Raw genomic sequence first — 18942 nt, 5'->3', positions numbered from 1 at the left:
TGGTTTTTCCAGTCAGTGCATAAATTTTGGGTGTCTGGTCGGGCCTCTTCGCGAGCAAGCCCGCTCCCACATTTTGGAATGCGTACCCCTGTGGGAGCGGGCTTGCTCGCGAAGCTTTTAGCGGCGAAATGCGGAACCCGTATGTTGCTCAGGCAGTTGCGCCTCCCCGTGAAACAGCTTCTCGCGCAAGCTGCCGCTGTCGTACGCGGTCTTATACGACCCACGCCGCTGCAACTCGGGAATCACCAGCTCAATAAAATCGACATAGCTTTCCGGCGTGACAATCCGCGTCAGGTTGAAACCATCCAGGCCGGTCTCAGCGATCCACGATTCCAGCTCATCCGCGACTTGCTCAGGCGAACCGACCACGGTGATGTAGCGGCCACCGAGGGCGTGCTGGTCGAGCAATTTGCGTCGCGTCCAGTCGTTGTTCTGCAGGTTTTTCGTCGCCGATTGAATGGCGTTGCTCTTCACGTACTGGATCGGTTCGTCGATTTCGTACTGAGAAAAGTCGATGCCGGTCGACGCGGAAAAATGCGCCACACCGGCCTCGGCACTGGCGTAACTCAGGTACTCGGCGTGCTTGGCCCACGCCGCTTCTTCGGTCGCGCCGACGATCACGTTGAGGCCCATGAACACCTTGATGTCCTCAGGATTGCGCCCGGCTTCAACGGCACTGGCGCGCACCTTGTCGACCTGAACCTTGGTCGACGGTTTGTTCTGACCGCTGATGAACACGCACTCGGCGTGACGCCCGGCAAAGAGCAAACCGCGATCGGAGCTACCGGCCTGAAACAACACCGGCGTGCGCTGCGGCGACGGCTCGCAGAGGTGATAACCCTCGACCTGATAGAACTCGCCCTTGTGCTCGACCTTGTGCACTTTCTCCGGCTGCGCGTAGATCCGCTGCTCGCGATCGTTGAGCACCGCGCCGTTTTCCCAGCTGCCTTCCCAGAGCTTGTAGAGCACTTCCAGATACTCGTCGGCCTGATCGTAACGACGGTCATGCTCGACTTGTTCGCTGAGGCCCATGGCTTTGGCGGCGCTGTCGAGGTAGCCGGTGACGATGTTCCAGCCGACACGGCCGCGACTCAAATGATCAAGCGTCGACATGCGTCGGGCGAACAGATAGGGCGGCTCGTAGGTGAGGTTGGCGGTGAGACCGAAGCCGAGGTTTTTGGTCACGGCGGCCATGGCTGAAACCAGCAGCAGCGGGTCGTTGACCGGCAATTGGATCGACTCTTTCAGCGGCACATCGACCGAGTTCTGATAGACGTCGTACACGCCGACGATGTCGGCGATGAACAGTCCGTCGAACAGGCCGCGCTCCAGCAATTGCGCCAGTTCCGTCCAGTACTCAATGGTGTTGTAGCGCGTCGAGGTGTCGCGCGGGTGCGTCCACAAGCCGTGGTTGATGTGGCCGATGCAGTTCATGTTGAACGCGTTGAGCAGGATCTTCTTTTTCGCCGCGCTCATCAGATCGTCCCTCGCAGTGGAGGGTTTTCATCGTTGAGGTAGTAGTTGCCGACGGCGTGATATTTCCAGCGCACCGGATCGTGCAGGGTGTGCACGCGGGCGTTGCGCCAATGACGGTCGAGACCGTGCTCAATCAGCGTGGCCTGACTGCCGGCCAATTCGAACAATGTGCTGCCGGCGGCTAGGGAAATTTCAGTGCTGATCGCGCGCGCTTCGGCGACGGCAATCGATGCCGCAGCGACGGTTTCGGCATTGCTCTCGGCTTGTGCGGCGTCGAGAAATTCGCCGGCGCGTTCGAGCAAGGCTTCGGTGGCGTGCAGACGAATGCTCAAGTGGCCGAAGCTCTTCAGCGTCAACGGGTCTTCGGTGGCTTTGTCGTTGCCGGAGTCGATCCATGGCCGGGTTTTGCTGCGCACAAAGTGCAGCGCGTCTTCGTACGCGGCGCGGGCGATGCCGGTGTCGATGGCGGCGTGAAGGATCTGTGCCAACGGGCCAACCGTGGTCGGACGTTCGAAGGCGCTTTGAAATGGGATCACGTCTTCAGCGGCGACGTAGACGTCTTCAAACACCACCGAGCCGCTGCCGGTGGTGCGCTGACCAAAACCGCTCCAGTCGTCGATCACGCTCAGCCCTTTGCTGTCACGCGGGACGAACGCCAGTTGCTGCACACCGTTTTCATCGACGACCGAGGTCGGGATGCGCTGCGCGTAAATCGCGCCGGTCGCATAGAACTTGCGGCCGTTGATGCGATAACCGTCGCCGTCGCGTTTGAGGCTGGTGACGCGGTCGTGAGCGGTTTTGGTGCCCAGTTCCGCCAGTGCATTACCGAAACGTTGGCCGGCGAGTACTTCGGCGTACAGCCGTTGTTTTTGCGCGTGGCTGCCGTTTACCCGCAGCACTTCCAGTGCATAAAAATGGTTCTGTGGAATCTGCCCGAGCGAGCCGTCAGCCTGAGCGATCAGGGCGATGACTTTCGCCAGAGTGACGTTGGACACGCCAGCGCCGCCGTATTCCTTCGGCACGCTGATACCCCACAGACCCGAGCGGGAAAACACGTCGAGCTCCGGCAGTGGCAAGCGACGTTCACGGTCGCGCACGGCGCTGTCGCGTTTGAAATCTTCGGCCAGGTCGCTGGCGACGATCAGGGCTTGTTCATCGCTGGTGATGACCGCGACGTGATGGGAAAAAGTCATAGGTTTCTCCATTGCACTTGAGAAAGTGTGCGGTCGTCAGATCCAGGAATGGCGAGCCGGTAAAGTACCGTTGAGGCGATAGGCGCCGACCGCGTGATATTTCCAGCGCACCGGGTCGTGCAGCGTGTGCACGCGGGCGTTGCGCCAGTGACGGTCGAGGTTGAATTCGCCGAGGGTCGCGCGGCTGCCGGCCAGCTCGAAAAGTTTTTCGCTGGCGATTAGAGAGATTTCTGTGGTCAGCACTTTCGCTTCAGCCACGGCAATCGAGGCGCGCGCGGCGGATTCGGCGGTGAGCGGCGCGGCGTGCACCTGATCAAGGACTTTGCCGGCCTTGCGCAACAGCGCTTCGGCGGCGTGCAGTTCGATTTTCAGTTTGCCGATGTCGGCGATCACGTAGAGGTCATCGCTGGCGCGTTCGACTTTGGCGTCGATCCATGGCCGTGCACGGGTTTTGACGAAATCGATAGCATCGTCGATAGCGCCACGGGCGATACCGGCGTCGATCGCTGCTTGAATCAGCTGCGACACCGCGCCTTGGGTGTTGGGGATTTCGTTGATCTTCCAGTTGTCGACGACCAGGCTCGATTCAACCCGAACGTTGTTCAGCAAAATCGTGCCGCTGGCGGTAGTGCGCTGACCGAAGCCCGACCAGTCATCGACGATGCGCAAACCCGGGGTGCCGCGACGGACGAAGGCCAGCACTTGCTTGCCGTCATCGTTGAGCGCTTTGACCGCAACCCAGTGCGCAAACAGCGCGCCGGTGGAATAGAATTTTTGGCCATTGATCACGTAATCGTCGCCGTCGGCGGTGATGCGCGCTTTCAATTCCAGGGTGTTTTTGGTGCCGCGTTCCGGGCCGGCATTGCCGATGCGCCAGCCTTCCAGAACGCTCTGGAACAGCTGTTTTTTCTGCGCTTCGGTGGCGCTGCCGAGCACCAGATTGATGATGCCGAACTGGTTTTGTGGAATCTGTCCCAGCGCCGGGTCGGCGGCGGAAATGATAGCGAACACCTCGGCCAAGGTGACGAATGAAACCTGCGGGCCACCGTATTCGCGCGGGATGGCGATGCTGCCTAAACCACTGCGGGTGAACTGCTCGATTTCCGACCACGGCAGCTTGCGCTGACGGTCGCGTTTGGCGGCCTGCAGGCGGGCAATTTGCGCCAGCTCATGGGCGGCTTTGATGGCTTGTGCGTCGTTGCGCAAAACCTGCGCGGGCAACAACAACGGGGCGATGTCCAGATCCGACTGGACGTTTGCGTCTGCCAGACTGGACATCAGTGCCGCTCCTTGGCTGCACGCAATGCCCTGGCGATCTGCACTGGGGTGATTGTGTTCCGGACCATACTACCTACCTCACATCTTATGAAAAACGCCGCAAAAGTGCGGCGAACGAAAGAATGTCCGGTGGTCCGGTTCATATACCCTAAGCGTGTATAAATATTAAATAAACTAACTTTTAGGAATATGTATAGAAGGGGTGATGGTCGGGTTGGTTAACAAAATTTGTAAGCGCCAATGCGATCCCTGTGGCGAGGGGATTTATCCCCGTTGGGCTGCGAAGCGGCCCCAAAATCAGACAACGCGGTGCATCAGACACACCGCGTGTTATGGGTTTACGACTGCTTCGCAGCCGAGCGGGGATAAATCCCCTCGCCACAGGGGAGTGAAGTCAATATTTGCGGGATTCGGCGGCCTTGAGTTCGGCCTTCAGCGGCACTTTCAGATAAGGATTCGCGCATCCAATCTTCAATGTCCGTGGCGGTGCCCAGCGCGAGTTGTTGCCCACCCGATCAATCACGCAGTACGTCACGTCCAGGCGCAAATCCTCGCCCGCTTCGACAATCACCGCCGGCGGTACCCACACCTGAATCGCCCGCCCAACATCGGCCGCCGTGACTGCCGGCAGATCCATGCGCACATCGCCCCAGCGCAAGGTGATTTCGTCGTTCTCGGCCATGTTCACGTAGGGCTCGATGGTCAGCGGCACACCGCGTTTGATCTGGTTCGGATTCACGCCCTGACGGCGAATAGTGTCGGGCAGAGTGACGGGTGCCAATTGCTGGTTTTCGTCCCCAGACAGCGCTGGGGGCTGGCCGCCCGGGCAATCGAGTTTGACCTGCACCCGCGTCGCCGCCGACAGCGCCGGGCCTTGGCCAACCTGCATGAGCCGGTAATGAATGCTCGCCGTACCGTCGACGATAAAACTCTCCGGCACACGCAGACTGACGGCCTCGCCCACCTCGTCGCGGGTGAGTACACGGGAGGCGACGTAGCAGCGATTCCAGAACAGTTCGATCAGATCGCCGGCGTCCATGCCGGGGTAGGGCGCTACCTCGATCAGCAGGTGTGCAGCCGCAGACAGGTTGATGCCGGTTTTTTGCGCGGACGCGAGGATCGGCGCCGCCAGTTCGGGGGTGTTCGAAGTGCGAGTCATCGGTTTCTCTCCTTGAAGCCTTGCAGCGAAGTCCGTTTCTGAAAAACAAAAGGCGTGAATTGCCAGGCAATACAACAGCGAACTTCTGTTGCGTCAGAATGCTGGTTGATTGAACTAATAAACGTCGGTTGGCGACTAGATAAGAGCGTGCGGGAAGTGGAGTCAATAGAGGCGTTAAGCTAATCCGTGAATTACGAATTAATCAGAACCTTCCTACGCTTGCGAGGCATTCTGCCTAGGAGGATTGGCGAATGAGACCACGATTATCCGGGCGTTTTGCCGGTTTCGAGGGCGAGACTGTTTGAACCCAATCATGGTTTGAGCAGGGTTTTCTATTGATATGTGTCTGTTGCAGAACATATAAGTGCACTGCATTTAGGGTGTTTGTTATTGCAGGAAGTTTATTCGGCGGGATAAGCCTAACTTCCATCCGTGGAAGTTATCGTTTAACGCATTGAACAGATTCAGGCGTGATTCAGAAACTTGCTGAGAAACTGTTTGGTGCGTTCCTCTTTAGGGTTGGCAAACAACGCTTTGGCTTCGCCTTGTTCGACGATCACGCCTTTGTCGAAAAACACCACACGGTTGGCCACGTCGCGGGCAAAACCCATTTCGTGAGTCACGATAACCATGGTGCGTTTCTCTTCGGCGAGACCACGAATGGTCGCCAGCACTTCACCCACCAGTTCCGGATCGAGGGCTGAAGTCGGCTCGTCGAACAGGATCACTTCCGGCTCCATCGCCAGCGCCCGGGCAATCGCCACACGCTGTTGCTGACCGCCAGACAGACGACGCGGATAAGCGTCCTCTTTGCCCGCCAGACCGACCTTGGCCATCAGCTTTTTGCCCAGGGCAATGGCGGCGTCGCGCGGCATCTTCTTGACCACGACCGGGCCTTCGATGACGTTTTCCAGCGCGGTGCGGTGCGGGAACAGATTGAAGTTCTGGAACACGAAACCCACGTGCTGGCGCAAATTGCGCACCAGACCCTGCTGCTGGTTCAACGGGCGGCTGGTATCGATTTCGATATCGCCGACCTTGATCCGGCCGCTGGTGGGTTGTTCAAGGAAATTCAGGCAGCGCAGGAACGTCGTTTTCCCCGAACCGCTGGGGCCGATGATCGCGACGACTTCGCCTTCCTTGACCTCGAGGTCGATGCCGTTGAGCACGACCTGACCCTTGAATTGCTTGGTCAGTTTTTCCACGACAATCATCGTGTCAGGACTCCTGGTCGTGCCGATTGACCCGCTCTTCCAACTTGTTCTGGAAGTGCGAAAGCACCGTGGCCAGAATCCAGTAGATCAGCGCGGCGGCAAGATACATGGTGAATACTTCGAAAGTCCGGGCGGTAATCAATTGCGCCTGACGGAACAGCTCCGGCACCTGAATGGTGGCGGCCAGTGCTGTGTCCTTGACCAGCGAGATGAAGCTGTTGCCCAGCGGCGGCAGCGCCGTGCGCATTGCTTGCGGCAGGATGGCCCGACGCAAGGTTTGCGCGCGGGTCATGCCGATGCTCGCGGCGGCTTCCCACTGGCCACGCTCGATCGAACCGATCGCGGCGCGCAGAATTTCACAGGCGTACGCGGCCATGTTCAGCGAGAAGCCGATCAGCGCTGCGGGTAACGGATCCAGTTCGATTCCCAGTTGCGGGAAGCCGTAATAGATCACGAACAACTGCACCAGCAACGGCGTCCCGCGAAAGAACGACACATACACGCGCGCCAGCCAGCTCACTGATTTGAAGCGCGACAGGCGCATCAACGCCAGGCCGAAGCCCAGCAGCAAGCCGAAGAACATCCCGCCAAGGCTGAGGACTACCGTGTAGTACGCGCCCTTGAGCAGAAAGGGCGCGGAGTTCAGCAACAGCGCCGATGTTTCGGCGAGTTGCTGGCTCAACTGCGGGAAGTTCGCTTCGAATTGAAATCCAACTTCCATTATTTAGTGACGTCTGCGTTGAAGTACTTCTCGGACAGCTTCTTCAACGTGCCGTCTGCACGCAGTTCGTCGATGGCCTTGTTCACGGCAGCCAGCAGTTCCGGCTCACCTTTACGCAGGGCAACACCGGCTTCCTGACGGGAGAACGCTTCACCGGCGGCGACGGTTTTCGGGGCTTTCTTGGCGTATTCCAGCGCGGCCAGACGGTCGATCAGGATGGCGTCGGTGCGACCGTTGTTGAGGTCGGCGAACTTGGTCGGATCATCATCGTAAGTGCGCACGTCAGCGCCCGGCACGTTGGCGCGAACCCATTGTTCGTAGTTGGTACCCAGGCCCACACCGACTTTCTTGCCGGACAGGTCAGCGGCGGTCTTGATGTTGAGTGCGGACTCCTTGCTCTTCAGCACCAGTGCCTGAATCCCGGAAACGGTATACGGCTCGGAGAAGTCATACTTCTTTTTGCGCTCGTCGGAGATGGTCACCTGGTTGACTACGACGTCCAGACGCTTGGATTCCAGCGCGGCGAGAATGCCGTCCCACTTGGTCGGCTGAATCTTGGCTTTGACGCCGAGTTTTTGCGCGATCGCTTCCGAGAGCTCGACTTCGAAACCGGACAGTTTGCCGTCGGCATCGACGAAGCTGAACGGAGGGTAAGTGCCTTCCAGGCCGACGTTGATAACGCCTTTGTCCTTGATCTGTTGCAGTTGCTCACCGGCGACTGCTTGGCCGATCAGACCGGCGCTCAGCGCCAGACCCAGTGAACCCACCAGCAGATTGCGACGTAGTGCGGAAAAATTCATGACGAGCCCCTGTGTTTTCTTATGGAAGACGCTAAAGGAAAGTTGGCGAATTCGTGATTCGTGCGCCTGCGTTATCGTGCCCTAAAGCAGCTTATGCGTCTTGCGCGAAATTCGCCTGCGGCGAGACTATAAGATGTCTTCGTTAGACTTGAAAATACTTAATATTTAATTTGTTAGATCTTATTTGAATATTGATCGTTCCCACGCTCTGCGTGGGAATGGCTCTGGGGACGCTCCGCGTTCCAGCTTTAAAAGGGACGCGGAGCGTCCCAGGCTGCATTCCCACGCAGAGCGTGGGGAACGATCTCGTTACAGAAAATCCCTATAGGCAAACAACGCCGGCGCGCCGCCGGTGTGCAGGAAAATGATCGGGCCTGCATCAAAGCGCTGACGACCAATCCCATCCAGCAACCCCGCCATCGCCTTGCCGGTATAAACCGGATCCAGCAACACCGCCTCCTGACTCGCCAGCAACTTCACCGCCGCCAACGTACCGGCATTCGGCTCGCCATAGCGCGGGCCGAAATATTCGTCCCACAATTCGACTTTGAAGCTCTCCGGCAGTTCGACGCCAAGCAGCTCCGCCGTGCGTTCCGCCAAGCCCTGCACTTTCGGCCGCTGATCTTCTTCACTGCGCGAAACCGTCACGCCGATCACCGGCAATTGCGGCAGCACTTCGCTCAACGCCAGGGCCAGACCGCTGTGCGTCCCGGCACTGCCCGAGGCCAACACCACGGCGGCGAAATTCAGGCCGGTGTCTTTGATCTGCTCGGCCAGTTCCAGGCCGGCGCGCACATAACCCAGCGCACCGAGCGCATTTGAGCCGCCAATCGGCACCAGATACGGTTTCTTGCCATTGCTGCGCAAACGCACGGCGAGGGCGGCCAGTTGTTCATCAGCGTTGTCGAGGTTGTCGACCAGCTCGACCTTGGTGTCGAACAGATCCAGCAGCAGGCGGTTGCCGTTGCCGGTGTAGTTGCTGTCGTCGGTGCCCAGCGGATTATCCAGCAACGCCACGCAGCCGAGACCGAGTTTGGCGGCCAGCGCAGCCGTTTGGCGAACGTGGTTCGATTGCAGCGCGCCGGCGGTGATCAGCGTATCGGCGCCTTGCGCCAAGGCATCAGCGGCGAGGTATTCGAGCTTGCGCAGTTTGTTGCCACCCATGGCCAGCGGCGTCAGGTCATCGCGCTTGATGTACACCTCGCGGCCGAGCCATGCGGACAGGCGTTCGAGTTTTTCCAGTGGCGTCGGGTGGCCGAGCAGGTCGAGACGGTTAAAGCGGTCCAGCTGTTGTTTGATCATGAGTCCGTACTGGCGGAGAAAGATGAAAGGACTATAGGCACGGGTTTTTGCAGGGGCAACCGCGAATTGCTTATAGCCAAATGAACTGAGCCCAGCACTATCGGTTCTTAATTCGCCCTCGCGAGCATGCCGTAAAGTAGTCGCCGTTGACGCGGCCAGACAGTCCGGCCGCCCGTGAGGAGTCTTTACCGTGAGCGAGCGTTCCAGCCATTGGCAATTGCAGACCATCGTCAGTCAACTGCGCAGCGCGCGGGATCAGTGGCGGGCACAGAACGGCCGGGCGTCCGGCGAGCAGGGTGGTCGCGAGTTGCCGTCGCGGGCGGCGATGGCGGAAATTCTCGAAGCGCTGTGTGGTGCGCTATTCCCGATGCGGTTGGGGCCGGTGGATCTGCGCGAAGAGAGTGAGGATTTCTACGTCGGTCATACCCTTGATGTCGCGCTGAATGCCTTGCTAGCGCAAACGCGCCTGGAGCTGCGTTATGTCGCCCGCCACAGCGCTTCGGATGACACCGAAGTCGAAGCCCGTGCGATTGAGATAATCCAGGACTTTGCCCTGGCCTTGCCGGGCTTGCGCACACTGCTTGATACCGATGTGCTGGCCGCTTATCACGGTGATCCGGCGGCGCGCAGTGTTGATGAAGTGCTGCTGTGCTATCCGGGGATTCTGGCGGTGATTCACCATCGTCTGGCGCACCATTTGTATCGCGCGGGGCTGCCGTTGCTGGCGCGGATCAGCGCGGAAATCGCGCATTCGGCGACCGGTATCGATATCCATCCGGGGGCGCAGATCGGCCGCAGTTTCTTTATCGATCACGGGACGGGCGTGGTGATCGGCGAGACCGCGATCATTGGCGAGCGTGTGCGGATTTATCAGGCGGTGACGTTGGGCGCCAAACGCTTCCCGGCGGACGAAGACGGCCAGTTGCAGAAGGGCCATCCGCGTCATCCGATTGTTGAAGATGATGTGGTGATTTACGCCGGGGCGACGATTCTTGGGCGGATTACCATTGGCAAGGGTTCGACCATTGGCGGCAATGTGTGGCTGACGCGCAGTGTGCCGGCGGGGTGCAATCTGACCCAGGCCAACTTGCAGCATGATGACGGGACGCAGAAGTAGGCTCTGAAATTGCGTTGCGGCATCTGGCCTCTTCGCGAGCAGGCTCGCTCCCACATTGGATCTGTGACCGGCACAAATCCCTTGTGGGAGCGGGCTTGCTCGCGAATGTTTTCAAGCCAAATCGAGATAATGGCCATCAGCCAATTCTGCAGTGAACGAATCCCCTCAAACCTGCGTCATACCCATCCTTGAGCTAGCGTAGGAAAACTACCGCCTAGCCGTACGATTAGTCCTTACCCCCCCATCCATGTTTAACTTGAACGTTCATTCAAGTTAAACCGGTGGTTCGCTGCCCGCTCACAACAGGAGGCTTGCCTTTGCTGAGTCCGATCATTTCAGCCACGTCTAAACCCCTCGAGGTGCACGTTTCATGAGTGCATCGTCTACCCCCGCCAGCGGTCTGGTGCGCATGAATCCGCCGGTGTTCTATTTCGCCGCGACGGTGATTCTGCTGTTTGGTCTCGTGGTCATCGCCATGCCTGAACAGGCAGGCGCCTGGTTACTGGAAGCGCAAAACTGGGCGGCTAACACGGTCGGCTGGTACTACATGCTCGCGATGACCCTGTATCTGGTCTTCGTGGTGGTCACCGCCTTATCCGGCTACGGCAAGATAAAACTCGGTGCCGACCACGACGAGCCCGAATTCAGTTACCTGTCCTGGGCCGGCATGCTGTTCGCCGCCGGGATCAGCATCACGCTGTTCTTCTTTTGCGTGTCCGAACCGCTGACCCACATGCTCCAGCCGCCGCAAGGCGAGGCCGGCACCGCGGATGCGGCGCGTCAGGCGATGCAGATTCTGTTTCTGCACTGGGGCCTGCATGGCTGGGGCGTGTTCGCCTTCGTCGGCATGGCGCTGGCCTACTTTGCTTACCGCCACAACCTGCCGCTGGCGCTGCGCTCGGCGCTGTATCCGCTGATCGGCAAACGCATCAACGGCCCGATCGGTTACGCGGTCGATGGCTTCGGCATCATCGCCACGGTGTTCGGCCTCGGTGCCGACATGGGCTTCGGCGTGCTGCACCTCAACTCCGGTCTCGACTACCTGTTCGGCATCGCGCACACCCAGTGGATACAGGTCGGCCTGATCACGCTGATGATGGGCGCGGCGATCATTGTTGCGGTCTCCGGCGTCGATAAAGGCGTGCGGGTGATGTCCGACATCAACATGCTGTTGGCCTGTGCACTGCTGCTGTTTGTGTTGTTCGCCGGGCCTACCCAGCACTTGCTGAACACTTTGATCCAGAACATCGGCGACTACCTCGGCGCCTTGCCGATGAAGAGTTTCGACCTCTACGCCTACGACAAACCGAGCGACTGGCTCGGCGGTTGGACAGTGTTTTACTGGGCCTGGTGGATCGCATGGTCGCCGTTCGTGGGTCTGTTCATCGCACGGATTTCCCGTGGCCGCACCATCCGCGAATTCGTTTTCGGCGTGCTGTTGATTCCGCTCGGTTTCACCCTCGCGTGGATGTCGATCTTCGGCAACAGCGCCATCGATCAGGTGCTCAACCACGGCATGAGTGCGCTGGGCATGTCGGCTCTAGACAACCCGTCGATGAGTATTTACCTGCTGCTGGAAACCTATCCATGGAGCAAAACCGTCATCGCCGTGACGGTGTTTATCAGCTTCGTGTTCTTCGTCACCTCTGCCGACTCCGGCACCGTGGTGCTCTCGACTTTGTCGGCCAAGGGCGGTAGCCCGGACGAAGACGGGCCGAAATGGCTGCGGGTGTTCTGGGGCGCGATGACCGCGCTGATCACCAGTGCGCTGCTGTTCTCCGGCAGCATTGATGCGCTGAAGTCAGCGGTGGTGCTGACCTCGTTGCCGTTCTCGCTGATTCTGTTGTTGATGATGTGGGGCCTGCACAAGGCGTTCTATCTCGAGTCGCAGAAGCAGATCGCGCAGTTGCATTCGTTGGCGCCGGTCTCCGGTTCGCGACGCGGCACGGGCGGCTGGCGTCAGCGTCTGAGTCAGGCGGTGCACTTCCCGTCACGCGACGAGGTGTACCGCTTCATGGACACCACGGTGCGCCCGGCGATTGAAGAAGTGACGGCGGTGTTTGTCGAAAAAGGCTTGAATGTGGTCACCCAGCCGGATCCGGCGAATGACAGCGTCAGCCTCGAAATCGGCCATGGCGATGCGCATCCATTCATCTATCAGGTGCAGATGCGCGGCTACTTCACGCCGTCCTTCGCGCGTGGCGGGATGGGCTCGAAGCAGCTCAACAATCGTCGCTACTACCGCGCCGAAGTGCATTTGAGCGAGGGCAGTCAGGACTACGATCTGGTCGGCTACACCAAAGAACAGATCATCAACGACATCCTCGATCAGTACGAACGGCATATGCAGTTTTTGCATTTGGTGCGTTAATTGGCAGTTGAGCGCCGGGACGTTTTACGACCTGGCGCTCAGCACCATGAACAACACCATCGCCGCCATCGGCACGCCAAATACCGCACTGCCAATCGCTATTTCGGAACCCAGCGGTTGCTTCGCATGCACCACACCCACCGCGCCGTTAATCACCGTCAACGCTAGCCACAGAGCGGCGAAGCTGTAGGCCATGGTCTGGCGACTGAAACCGATGCGCTCGCCGATGTAGAGCATCAGGGCGAGCAGAACCAGGCCGAAGAAAATGATGATAGCGGTGTGCATGGTGGTGCCTGCGGGATAGGCGCTGCTTGATCGGCCGCCTTCGCGAGCAAGCCCGCTCCCACAGGTTTCAGTGTTGAACACAGAATTGTGAACGACGCAAAAACCCTGTGGGAGCGGGCTTGCTCGCGAAGGGGCCACCTCGGTGTCAGTTAGAGCATAGCCAATCCCGCCCCCGCCACTGCCCGTCCTGCTTCTTTACTGAACACATTTTGCGACTCCTGCACAGAGTTCGGTCGGCGACGTGTTTTGCTTGCTTGCCCGCGCCTGCCGTTGATCTGTCCCATAACCGAGCGTTTGTTCAGTACGCTAGTATTTATCTAAATGTGTATCGTGTGTATAAAAGTCGCCTGCGTCCCCTAGAGTAAACAGCTCCAGCGGTCGAACAGGGCAAAGGAAATGCGCAGTCGGGAAATGATCAGGATGATCGAGGACGATGGTTGGTATCTGGTGGCGGTGAAAGGCAGTCACCACCAGTACAAGCATGCGTTCAAGCAGGGAAGGGTGACGATCCAACACCCCGACTCCGATCTGCCCAAGGGCACGATCAACAGCATTTTGAAACAGGCGGGCCTGAAATGAGGCCCGTTATTGGAAACGAAGGCCGTTTTAAGGGCCTGTCAGAGGAAGGACTCACTCACATGAAATTCCCGGTCGTTCTGCACAAGGATGCCGACTCAGACTACGGCGTGATCATCCCGGATGTACCGGGCTGCTTCTCTGCGGGCACTACGGTCGCCGAGGCGTTTGAGAATACTCAGGAAGCGTTGGCGCTTCATTATGAAGGCTTGGTCGCCGACGCCGCGCCGTTGCCGCAAGTGCGGGAGATTGATGCTCATCTCGATAACCCGGATTACGCGGGAGGGATCTGGGGTGTGGTCGATTTTGATATCACCCCGTATTTCGGCAAGTCAGTGCGGTTTAATGCCACGCTGCCTGAACAGCTGCTTGAGCGTATTGACCAGACTGTGCGGCGTGACCAGCGCTATCGCTCCCGCTCCGGTTTCCTCGCGGCAGCCGCCTTGCGCGAATTGTCGGTATAACGAAGTCAGGTGCTTTCCCGTTCGATGACTTGGCACTGCAGCAGATTCAGCCGTTGCACTTCATCGCTCGGCAACACACCAAGACTTTCCAGCACGCGTGTCGCCGCCAGCACACCGATCTCCAGCGCCGGCGGCTTGATCGTGCTCAGGCTCGGCAGCAGCATCTCGGCGAACGGGTAATCACCGAAGCCGAGAACGGCGCAGTCTTCAGGGATTTTAATGCCCGCGCGTTGCCCGGCGAGGAGGCCGCCGGCGGCGAGGTTGTCGTTGGCGAAGATGATCGCGTCGGGGCGCGGTGAGGCGTTCATCAGGGCGTCCATCGCCTGTTTGCCGGCTTCGAAGGGCGTGCGATCAACGTCGGGGGCAAAGACCCACGGCTCCACGCCGGCCTCTCGCAAGGTCGCCGCGTAACCGTCGCGGCGTTCCAGGGCGCTGAAGTCTCCCGGCGCGCTGTTCTGCACGAACGCAATGCGTCGATAACCTTTTCCCAGCAGATAATTCGCCGCCGTCACGCCTACGTCGAAATGCGAAAAACCGATCTGCATCGGCTCCCGCTCCGGCTGGTAATCCCACGTTTCAATCACCGGAATATCCGCCTCGGCGATCATTTTTTCCGTACCCGCGCTGTGAAAGTGACTGGTCAGCACCAGTGCTGCCGGCGACCAGCCGAGAAACGCGCGCACGGCGTTTTCTTCCTGTTCGGTGCTGAAGTAACTCGACGCCAGCAACAGCTGATAACCGTGACGGCTGAGCGTATCGCTGAAGCCCTGAATGGTGTTGGCGAAGATCGGCCCGGAAATGTTCGGAATGACCATGCCGACGATTTTCCCCCGCGCCGAGGCCAGCCCGCCGGCTACCAGATTCGGTACATAACCCAAATCAGCCACCACTGCCGCGATCCGCTCGCGGCGTTCAGGCGACACCTGTTCGGGCTGATTGAAGTAGCGCGACACGGTGATCGCCGAAACCCCGGCCTCGCGCGCCACGGCATTCAGGGTCACACGTCCGGCGCCACGGCGTTTGCGCGGCTTTTCTTCGCTCATGGTTCGATCCTTGTTAAAAACCAAATCGCATATAAAACTAATTTTTCAGTATTGGACGGTCTATGTGCGGATGGCCAATATTGGTGATGTTAGCGCTAACAAAGCGCGTTGTCTGCTACTCGCTCGAGCGAATGCCCAAGACACCGATTCAGGCGCTGTCGTCGCAGAACGGCAGCGGATCAGGGCCAATTTCGAGCGGGCAGAACATGCACAACATTCCTGGGGCGACACACAAACTGGCGCAGTCGATTCGCGCCGCTGGCTGGTTACTGACGGGGTTGGCGGTGTTGCCGTTGCCCAATGCATTCGCTGCTGACAGCAGCGATCAGGAGCCGACGCTGAAGTCGGTCACCGTCACCGCGACCCGCCGCGAAGAGTCGCTGCAAAAGGTGCCGGTCGCGGTCTCGGTGATCGACGGCGAGCAGCTTGAGCGCGATAACCGCAACGGCGTGGCGAGCATTGTTCAGCAAGTACCGTCGCTGAATTTCCGCACCGGCGCATCGAACAAAGACACCTCGTTGTTCGTGCGCGGCGTTGGCACAATTTCCACTTCTCCAGGCGTTGAGCCGACCGTAGCCACGGTGATCGATGGCGTGGTGTATGCGCGTCCGGGACAGGCAACCATGGATCTGCTGGATCTGGAGCGCGTCGAAGTTTTGCGCGGCCCGCAAGGCACGCTGTTCGGCAAGAACGCCTCGGCTGGCGTGCTCAACATCACCAGCAAGGCACCCACCGCCGAGACCCACGGCTACATCGATCAGTCGTATTACAGCGGCAACGAAAGCCGCACCCGATTCGGCCTCGGCGGCAGCCTGATTCCTGAGACGTTGAAGGGCTCGATCAGCACGCTGTTCGGCACCTACGACGGCAACGTCGACAACGAGCACAACGGTCAGGAGGTCAACGGCTACAACCATCGTGGCGTGCGCGGCAAACTCGAATTCACGCCGAATGACGACGTCACTTTCACCCTGATCGCCGACTACATGCAGTCCCACGACGACGGCCCCAATGGCGTGGTCAGCAAGTCACTGACCCCGGCGTTCGCCAACGCGCTGACCCCGGCGTACGCCTCCAGCCACAACCGCGACATCAACACCGACACCCGCACTCACGTCGAGGACATCAACAAAGGTTTGTCCGGCCAGCTCGACTGGCAACTGGGCGATTACACGCTGACGTCGATCACCGCGTGGCGCGGCTGGGACAACACCCAATATCAGGACGGCGACCGTCTCGGCACGGTGACCGCAGCGTTCCCGGGCACGGCGGACAAGGGCGATCTTGCCTTCGATCAATACTCGCAAGAGCTGCGTTTGGCCTCGCCGAAGGGCGAATTTCTCGAATACGTCGGCGGCCTGTTCTACATGCACGGCAAGGACGAAGAGACCTATCAGCGCACGTTGACAACGACCACGCGCACCGATCGCGGCGTCGCTGATTACAGCACCACCAGTGACAGTTACGCCGTGTTTGGCGAGAGCACGCTGAACTTCACGTCCGACTTTCGCGGCATCGCCGGCCTGCGCTACACCCACGATGATCTCGAATACGATCACCGCCGCGTTTCGACTTCGGCGACCACCGTCAGCGGCATCCAACCGGCGACCAGCAGCTCAGGCTCGGTCGACGAAGACGGCTGGTCCGGTCGTCTCGGTGTGCAGTACGACTTGAGCGATGCCGTCACCACTTACCTGACCTACTCGCGCGGCTACAAAGGCCCGGCCTACAACGTGTTCTTCAACATGCAGCCGCGCGACACCGAAGCGCTTAAGCCCGAGACGTCCAACACTTGGGAGGCGGGGATCAAAGCCACGTCGTGGAACAATCGCCTGACCACCAACCTCGCGGTGTTCCACAGCGAGTACGACAACTACCAGGCGAATTTCTTCGACACCGTCGCCGGCCAGGTTGTGACGCGTCTGATAAACGCCGGCAGCGTCAGCACCGAAGGCGTCGAGCTCGATTACGCCTTGCAGGCGACCCAGCAATTGAAACTGTCCGGCGCACTGGCTTACACCCGCGCCCGCATCGACGAATTCGCCTGCCCGGCGGGCGCGGCGGCGTCGTGCAACGTCAACGGCAAACCGCTGCCGTTCAGCCCGGACTGGAAAAGCTACGTGCGCGCTGACTACACCATCCCGCTGGATAACGGACTGGATATCGAACTCGGCACCGACTACAGCTGGCAGAGCGAAGTGCAGTACGACATCAGCCAGAACGTCGACACCAAACAGGGTGCTTACGGCATCTGGAACGCCAGCATCGCACTGGCCGATTACACCAACGGCTGGCGGGTCGCGCTGCTGGGCAAAAACCTGGCCGACAAATCCTATTCGCCGGTCCTCGCCAGCGGTGGCAACTACATCTACCGCGCCGTGCCACGGGATGACGAGCGCTACTTCGGCGTGCAACTGCGCAAGGATTTCTGACGATGAGCAGACAGTTGAAACTCGGCGCATTTCTCATGGCCACCGGGCACCACGTGGCGGCGTGGCGTCATCCGCATGTGCCGGCGAATGCGGGTCTGGATTTCGCCCATTACAAGCGGTTGGCGCAGATCGCCGAGGCAGCGAAGTTCGATGCGCTGTTTGTTGCCGACAGCGTCGCCGCGCCGACCCAGGACATCGCCAGCCGCATGGCGCGCTCGGATCACTTTGAACCGCTGACCTTGCTCTCGGCCCTCAGTGCCGTGACCGAGCACATCGGCCTGATCGCCACGGCGACCACCAGTTACAACGAGCCGTATCACGTGGCGCGTAAATTCGCTTCGCTCGATCATCTCTCGGGTGGTCGTGCGGGGTGGAATCTGGTGACGTCGGACAATGCTGCCGAGGCGCTGAATTTCGGCCGCGACGAGCATATCGGCCACGCCGAACGCTACAGCCGTGCGCGCGAATTTCATCAGGTGGTCACCGGGCTGTGGGACAGTTGGGAGGACGATGCGTTTGTGCGCGACAAGGCTAGCGGGGCGTATTACGAGCCTGCGAAGTTGCATGTGCTGGATCATGTGGGTGAGCACTTTCGGGTCAAAGGCCCACTGAACGTTGCGCGCTCGCCGCAGGGGCAACCGGTGATCGTGCAGGCGGGATCCTCCGAAACCGGACGCGAGTTGGCGGCGCAAACGGCTGAGGTGGTGTTTACCGCGCAGACTTCATTGGCCAACGCTCAAGCGTTTTACGCCGACCTCAAGGGACGTCTGCCCAAGTACGGTCGCAGCGCCGATTCGCTGAAAATCATGCCCGGGGTTTTTGTCGTGGTTGGCCGCACCGAAGCCGAAGCGCAGGAAAAATGTGAAACGTTTCAGCAATTAGTCGAACCTGAGGTTGGCGTGGCTTTACTTGGGCGTATGCTGGGTAACTTCGATTTGTCGAAGTACCCGCTGGACGGGCCGTTACCGACGTTGCCACTGACCGAAAGCGGCCAGCAGAGTCGGCAGAAATTGCTGACTGAACTGGCGGGGCGGGAGAGCCTGAGCCTTGCCGAACTGGGTCGCAAGATTGCTGGCGGGCGCGGGCATTACAGCCTGGTCGGTACGCCTGAGCAGATTGCAGATCGTTTGCAGGAATGGTTCGAACAGGGCGCGGCGGACGGCTTCAACGTGCTGGTGCCGCACCTGCCGGGCGGGCTCGAAGACTTCGCCGATGGCGTGGTGCCGGAACTGCAACGGCGTGGGTTGTTCAGAACGGAGTATGAAGGCCGGACATTGCGCCAGAACCTCGGGCTCGCCCGACCTGTAAACCGTTTCGCATGATTGGTAGAGCTTTTGTGGTGAGGGGATTTATCCCCGATGGGTGGCGGAGCCGCCCCAAGACCTGAAGCTTCGGTCAACCTGATGTACCGAGTGCGCTGGTTTTACGACTGCTTCGCAGCCGATCGGGGATAAATCCCCTCGCCACAAAGGTGTTCGGTTTCAGATGACTAAAAGACAGACAAGAGAGGA

At 59.6% G+C, this 18942-nt stretch carries 16 protein-coding genes; 6 read left to right on the top strand and 10 right to left on the bottom strand.

Annotated elements, in window-relative coordinates:
* Window positions 1-117: 117 nt before the first annotated feature.
* The 8 genes from ACIP1X_RS09095 to ACIP1X_RS09060 form a co-directional block, all read right to left on the bottom strand.
* Window positions 118-1476: an LLM class flavin-dependent oxidoreductase gene (locus ACIP1X_RS09095; RefSeq protein WP_400646133.1), complete on the bottom strand. Its 1359-nt coding sequence runs from the start codon at window positions 1474-1476 to the stop codon at window positions 118-120.
* Window positions 1476-2669: an SfnB family sulfur acquisition oxidoreductase gene (locus ACIP1X_RS09090; protein WP_400751269.1), complete on the bottom strand. Its 1194-nt coding sequence runs from the start codon at window positions 2667-2669 to the stop codon at window positions 1476-1478. Before ACIP1X_RS09090 ends, ACIP1X_RS09095 begins: the two co-directional genes overlap by 1 nt.
* Before the next feature lie 36 nt (window positions 2670-2705).
* Window positions 2706-3947: an SfnB family sulfur acquisition oxidoreductase gene (locus ACIP1X_RS09085; RefSeq protein ID WP_400751266.1), complete on the bottom strand. Its 1242-nt coding sequence runs from the start codon at window positions 3945-3947 to the stop codon at window positions 2706-2708.
* 394 nt (window positions 3948-4341) lie between these two features.
* Window positions 4342-5106 (bottom strand): hypothetical protein, encoded by a 765-nt coding sequence (locus ACIP1X_RS09080; protein ID WP_400751263.1) that lies wholly within the window; start codon window positions 5104-5106, stop codon window positions 4342-4344.
* A gap of 464 nt (window positions 5107-5570) precedes the next feature.
* Window positions 5571-6320 (bottom strand): L-cystine ABC transporter ATP-binding protein TcyN, encoded by a 750-nt coding sequence (gene tcyN, locus ACIP1X_RS09075; protein WP_053116512.1) that lies wholly within the window; start codon window positions 6318-6320, stop codon window positions 5571-5573.
* 4 nt (window positions 6321-6324) lie between these two features.
* On the bottom strand, window positions 6325-7041 hold the full coding sequence (gene tcyL / locus ACIP1X_RS09070) for a cystine ABC transporter permease (protein ID WP_400751260.1): 717 nt from the start codon (window positions 7039-7041) through the stop codon (window positions 6325-6327).
* Complete coding sequence (gene tcyJ / locus ACIP1X_RS09065) at window positions 7041-7841, bottom strand: cystine ABC transporter substrate-binding protein (protein ID WP_400751257.1); 801 nt, start codon at window positions 7839-7841, stop codon at window positions 7041-7043. The genes tcyL and tcyJ overlap by 1 nt, the downstream gene beginning before the upstream one ends.
* A gap of 309 nt (window positions 7842-8150) precedes the next feature.
* On the bottom strand, window positions 8151-9143 hold the full coding sequence (locus tag ACIP1X_RS09060; protein ID WP_400751254.1) for a D-cysteine desulfhydrase: 993 nt from the start codon (window positions 9141-9143) through the stop codon (window positions 8151-8153).
* Between the two features lie 190 nt (window positions 9144-9333).
* Between ACIP1X_RS09060 and epsC the strand changes: the two genes are divergently transcribed.
* Complete coding sequence (gene epsC, locus ACIP1X_RS09055) at window positions 9334-10260, top strand: serine O-acetyltransferase EpsC (RefSeq protein ID WP_212549991.1); 927 nt, start codon at window positions 9334-9336, stop codon at window positions 10258-10260.
* Between the two features lie 409 nt (window positions 10261-10669).
* Window positions 10670-12631: a choline transporter BetT gene (gene betT, locus ACIP1X_RS09050; RefSeq protein WP_171057266.1), complete on the top strand. Its 1962-nt coding sequence runs from the start codon at window positions 10670-10672 to the stop codon at window positions 12629-12631.
* Between the two features lie 24 nt (window positions 12632-12655).
* Here the strand turns inward: betT and ACIP1X_RS09045 are convergent, their stop codons facing one another.
* Window positions 12656-12916, bottom strand: a complete 261-nt coding sequence (locus ACIP1X_RS09045) for a hypothetical protein (RefSeq protein ID WP_212549990.1) — start codon at window positions 12914-12916, stop codon at window positions 12656-12658.
* Between the two features lie 396 nt (window positions 12917-13312).
* Between ACIP1X_RS09045 and ACIP1X_RS09040 the strand changes: the two genes are divergently transcribed.
* Together ACIP1X_RS09040 and ACIP1X_RS09035 are read left to right on the top strand one after the other, a co-directional pair.
* Window positions 13313-13495 carry a type II toxin-antitoxin system HicA family toxin gene (locus tag ACIP1X_RS09040; protein WP_400751251.1) on the top strand — a complete coding sequence of 61 codons (183 nt, stop codon included), beginning with the start codon at window positions 13313-13315 and terminating at the stop codon, window positions 13493-13495.
* On the top strand, window positions 13492-13956 hold the full coding sequence (locus ACIP1X_RS09035; RefSeq protein WP_400751248.1) for a type II toxin-antitoxin system HicB family antitoxin: 465 nt from the start codon (window positions 13492-13494) through the stop codon (window positions 13954-13956). The genes ACIP1X_RS09040 and ACIP1X_RS09035 overlap by 4 nt, the downstream gene beginning before the upstream one ends.
* A 5-nt stretch (window positions 13957-13961) precedes the next feature.
* Here ACIP1X_RS09035 and ACIP1X_RS09030 read toward each other — a convergent pair whose 3' ends face one another.
* Entirely contained in the window at window positions 13962-14999 is a 1038-nt protein-coding gene (locus tag ACIP1X_RS09030) for a LacI family DNA-binding transcriptional regulator (RefSeq protein WP_400751246.1), read from the bottom strand.
* Window positions 15000-15205: 206 nt separating this feature from the next.
* On the opposite strand from ACIP1X_RS09030, the gene ACIP1X_RS09025 reads away from it, so the two are divergent.
* Window positions 15206-17431: a TonB-dependent receptor gene (locus tag ACIP1X_RS09025; protein ID WP_400751355.1), complete on the top strand. Its 2226-nt coding sequence runs from the start codon at window positions 15206-15208 to the stop codon at window positions 17429-17431.
* A gap of 2 nt (window positions 17432-17433) precedes the next feature.
* Window positions 17434-18753, top strand: coding sequence for an LLM class flavin-dependent oxidoreductase (locus ACIP1X_RS09020; RefSeq protein ID WP_400751243.1), 1320 nt, complete (start codon window positions 17434-17436; stop codon window positions 18751-18753).
* Window positions 18754-18942 lie beyond the last annotated feature (189 nt).

The organism is Pseudomonas sp. NPDC088885 (assembly GCF_044750025.1).
Taxonomy (GTDB): Bacteria; Pseudomonadota; Gammaproteobacteria; order Pseudomonadales; family Pseudomonadaceae; genus Aquipseudomonas; species Aquipseudomonas rustica.
The sequence above is the reverse complement of the archived record's forward strand: the minus strand, read 5'-3'. Positions and strand labels throughout refer to the sequence as shown.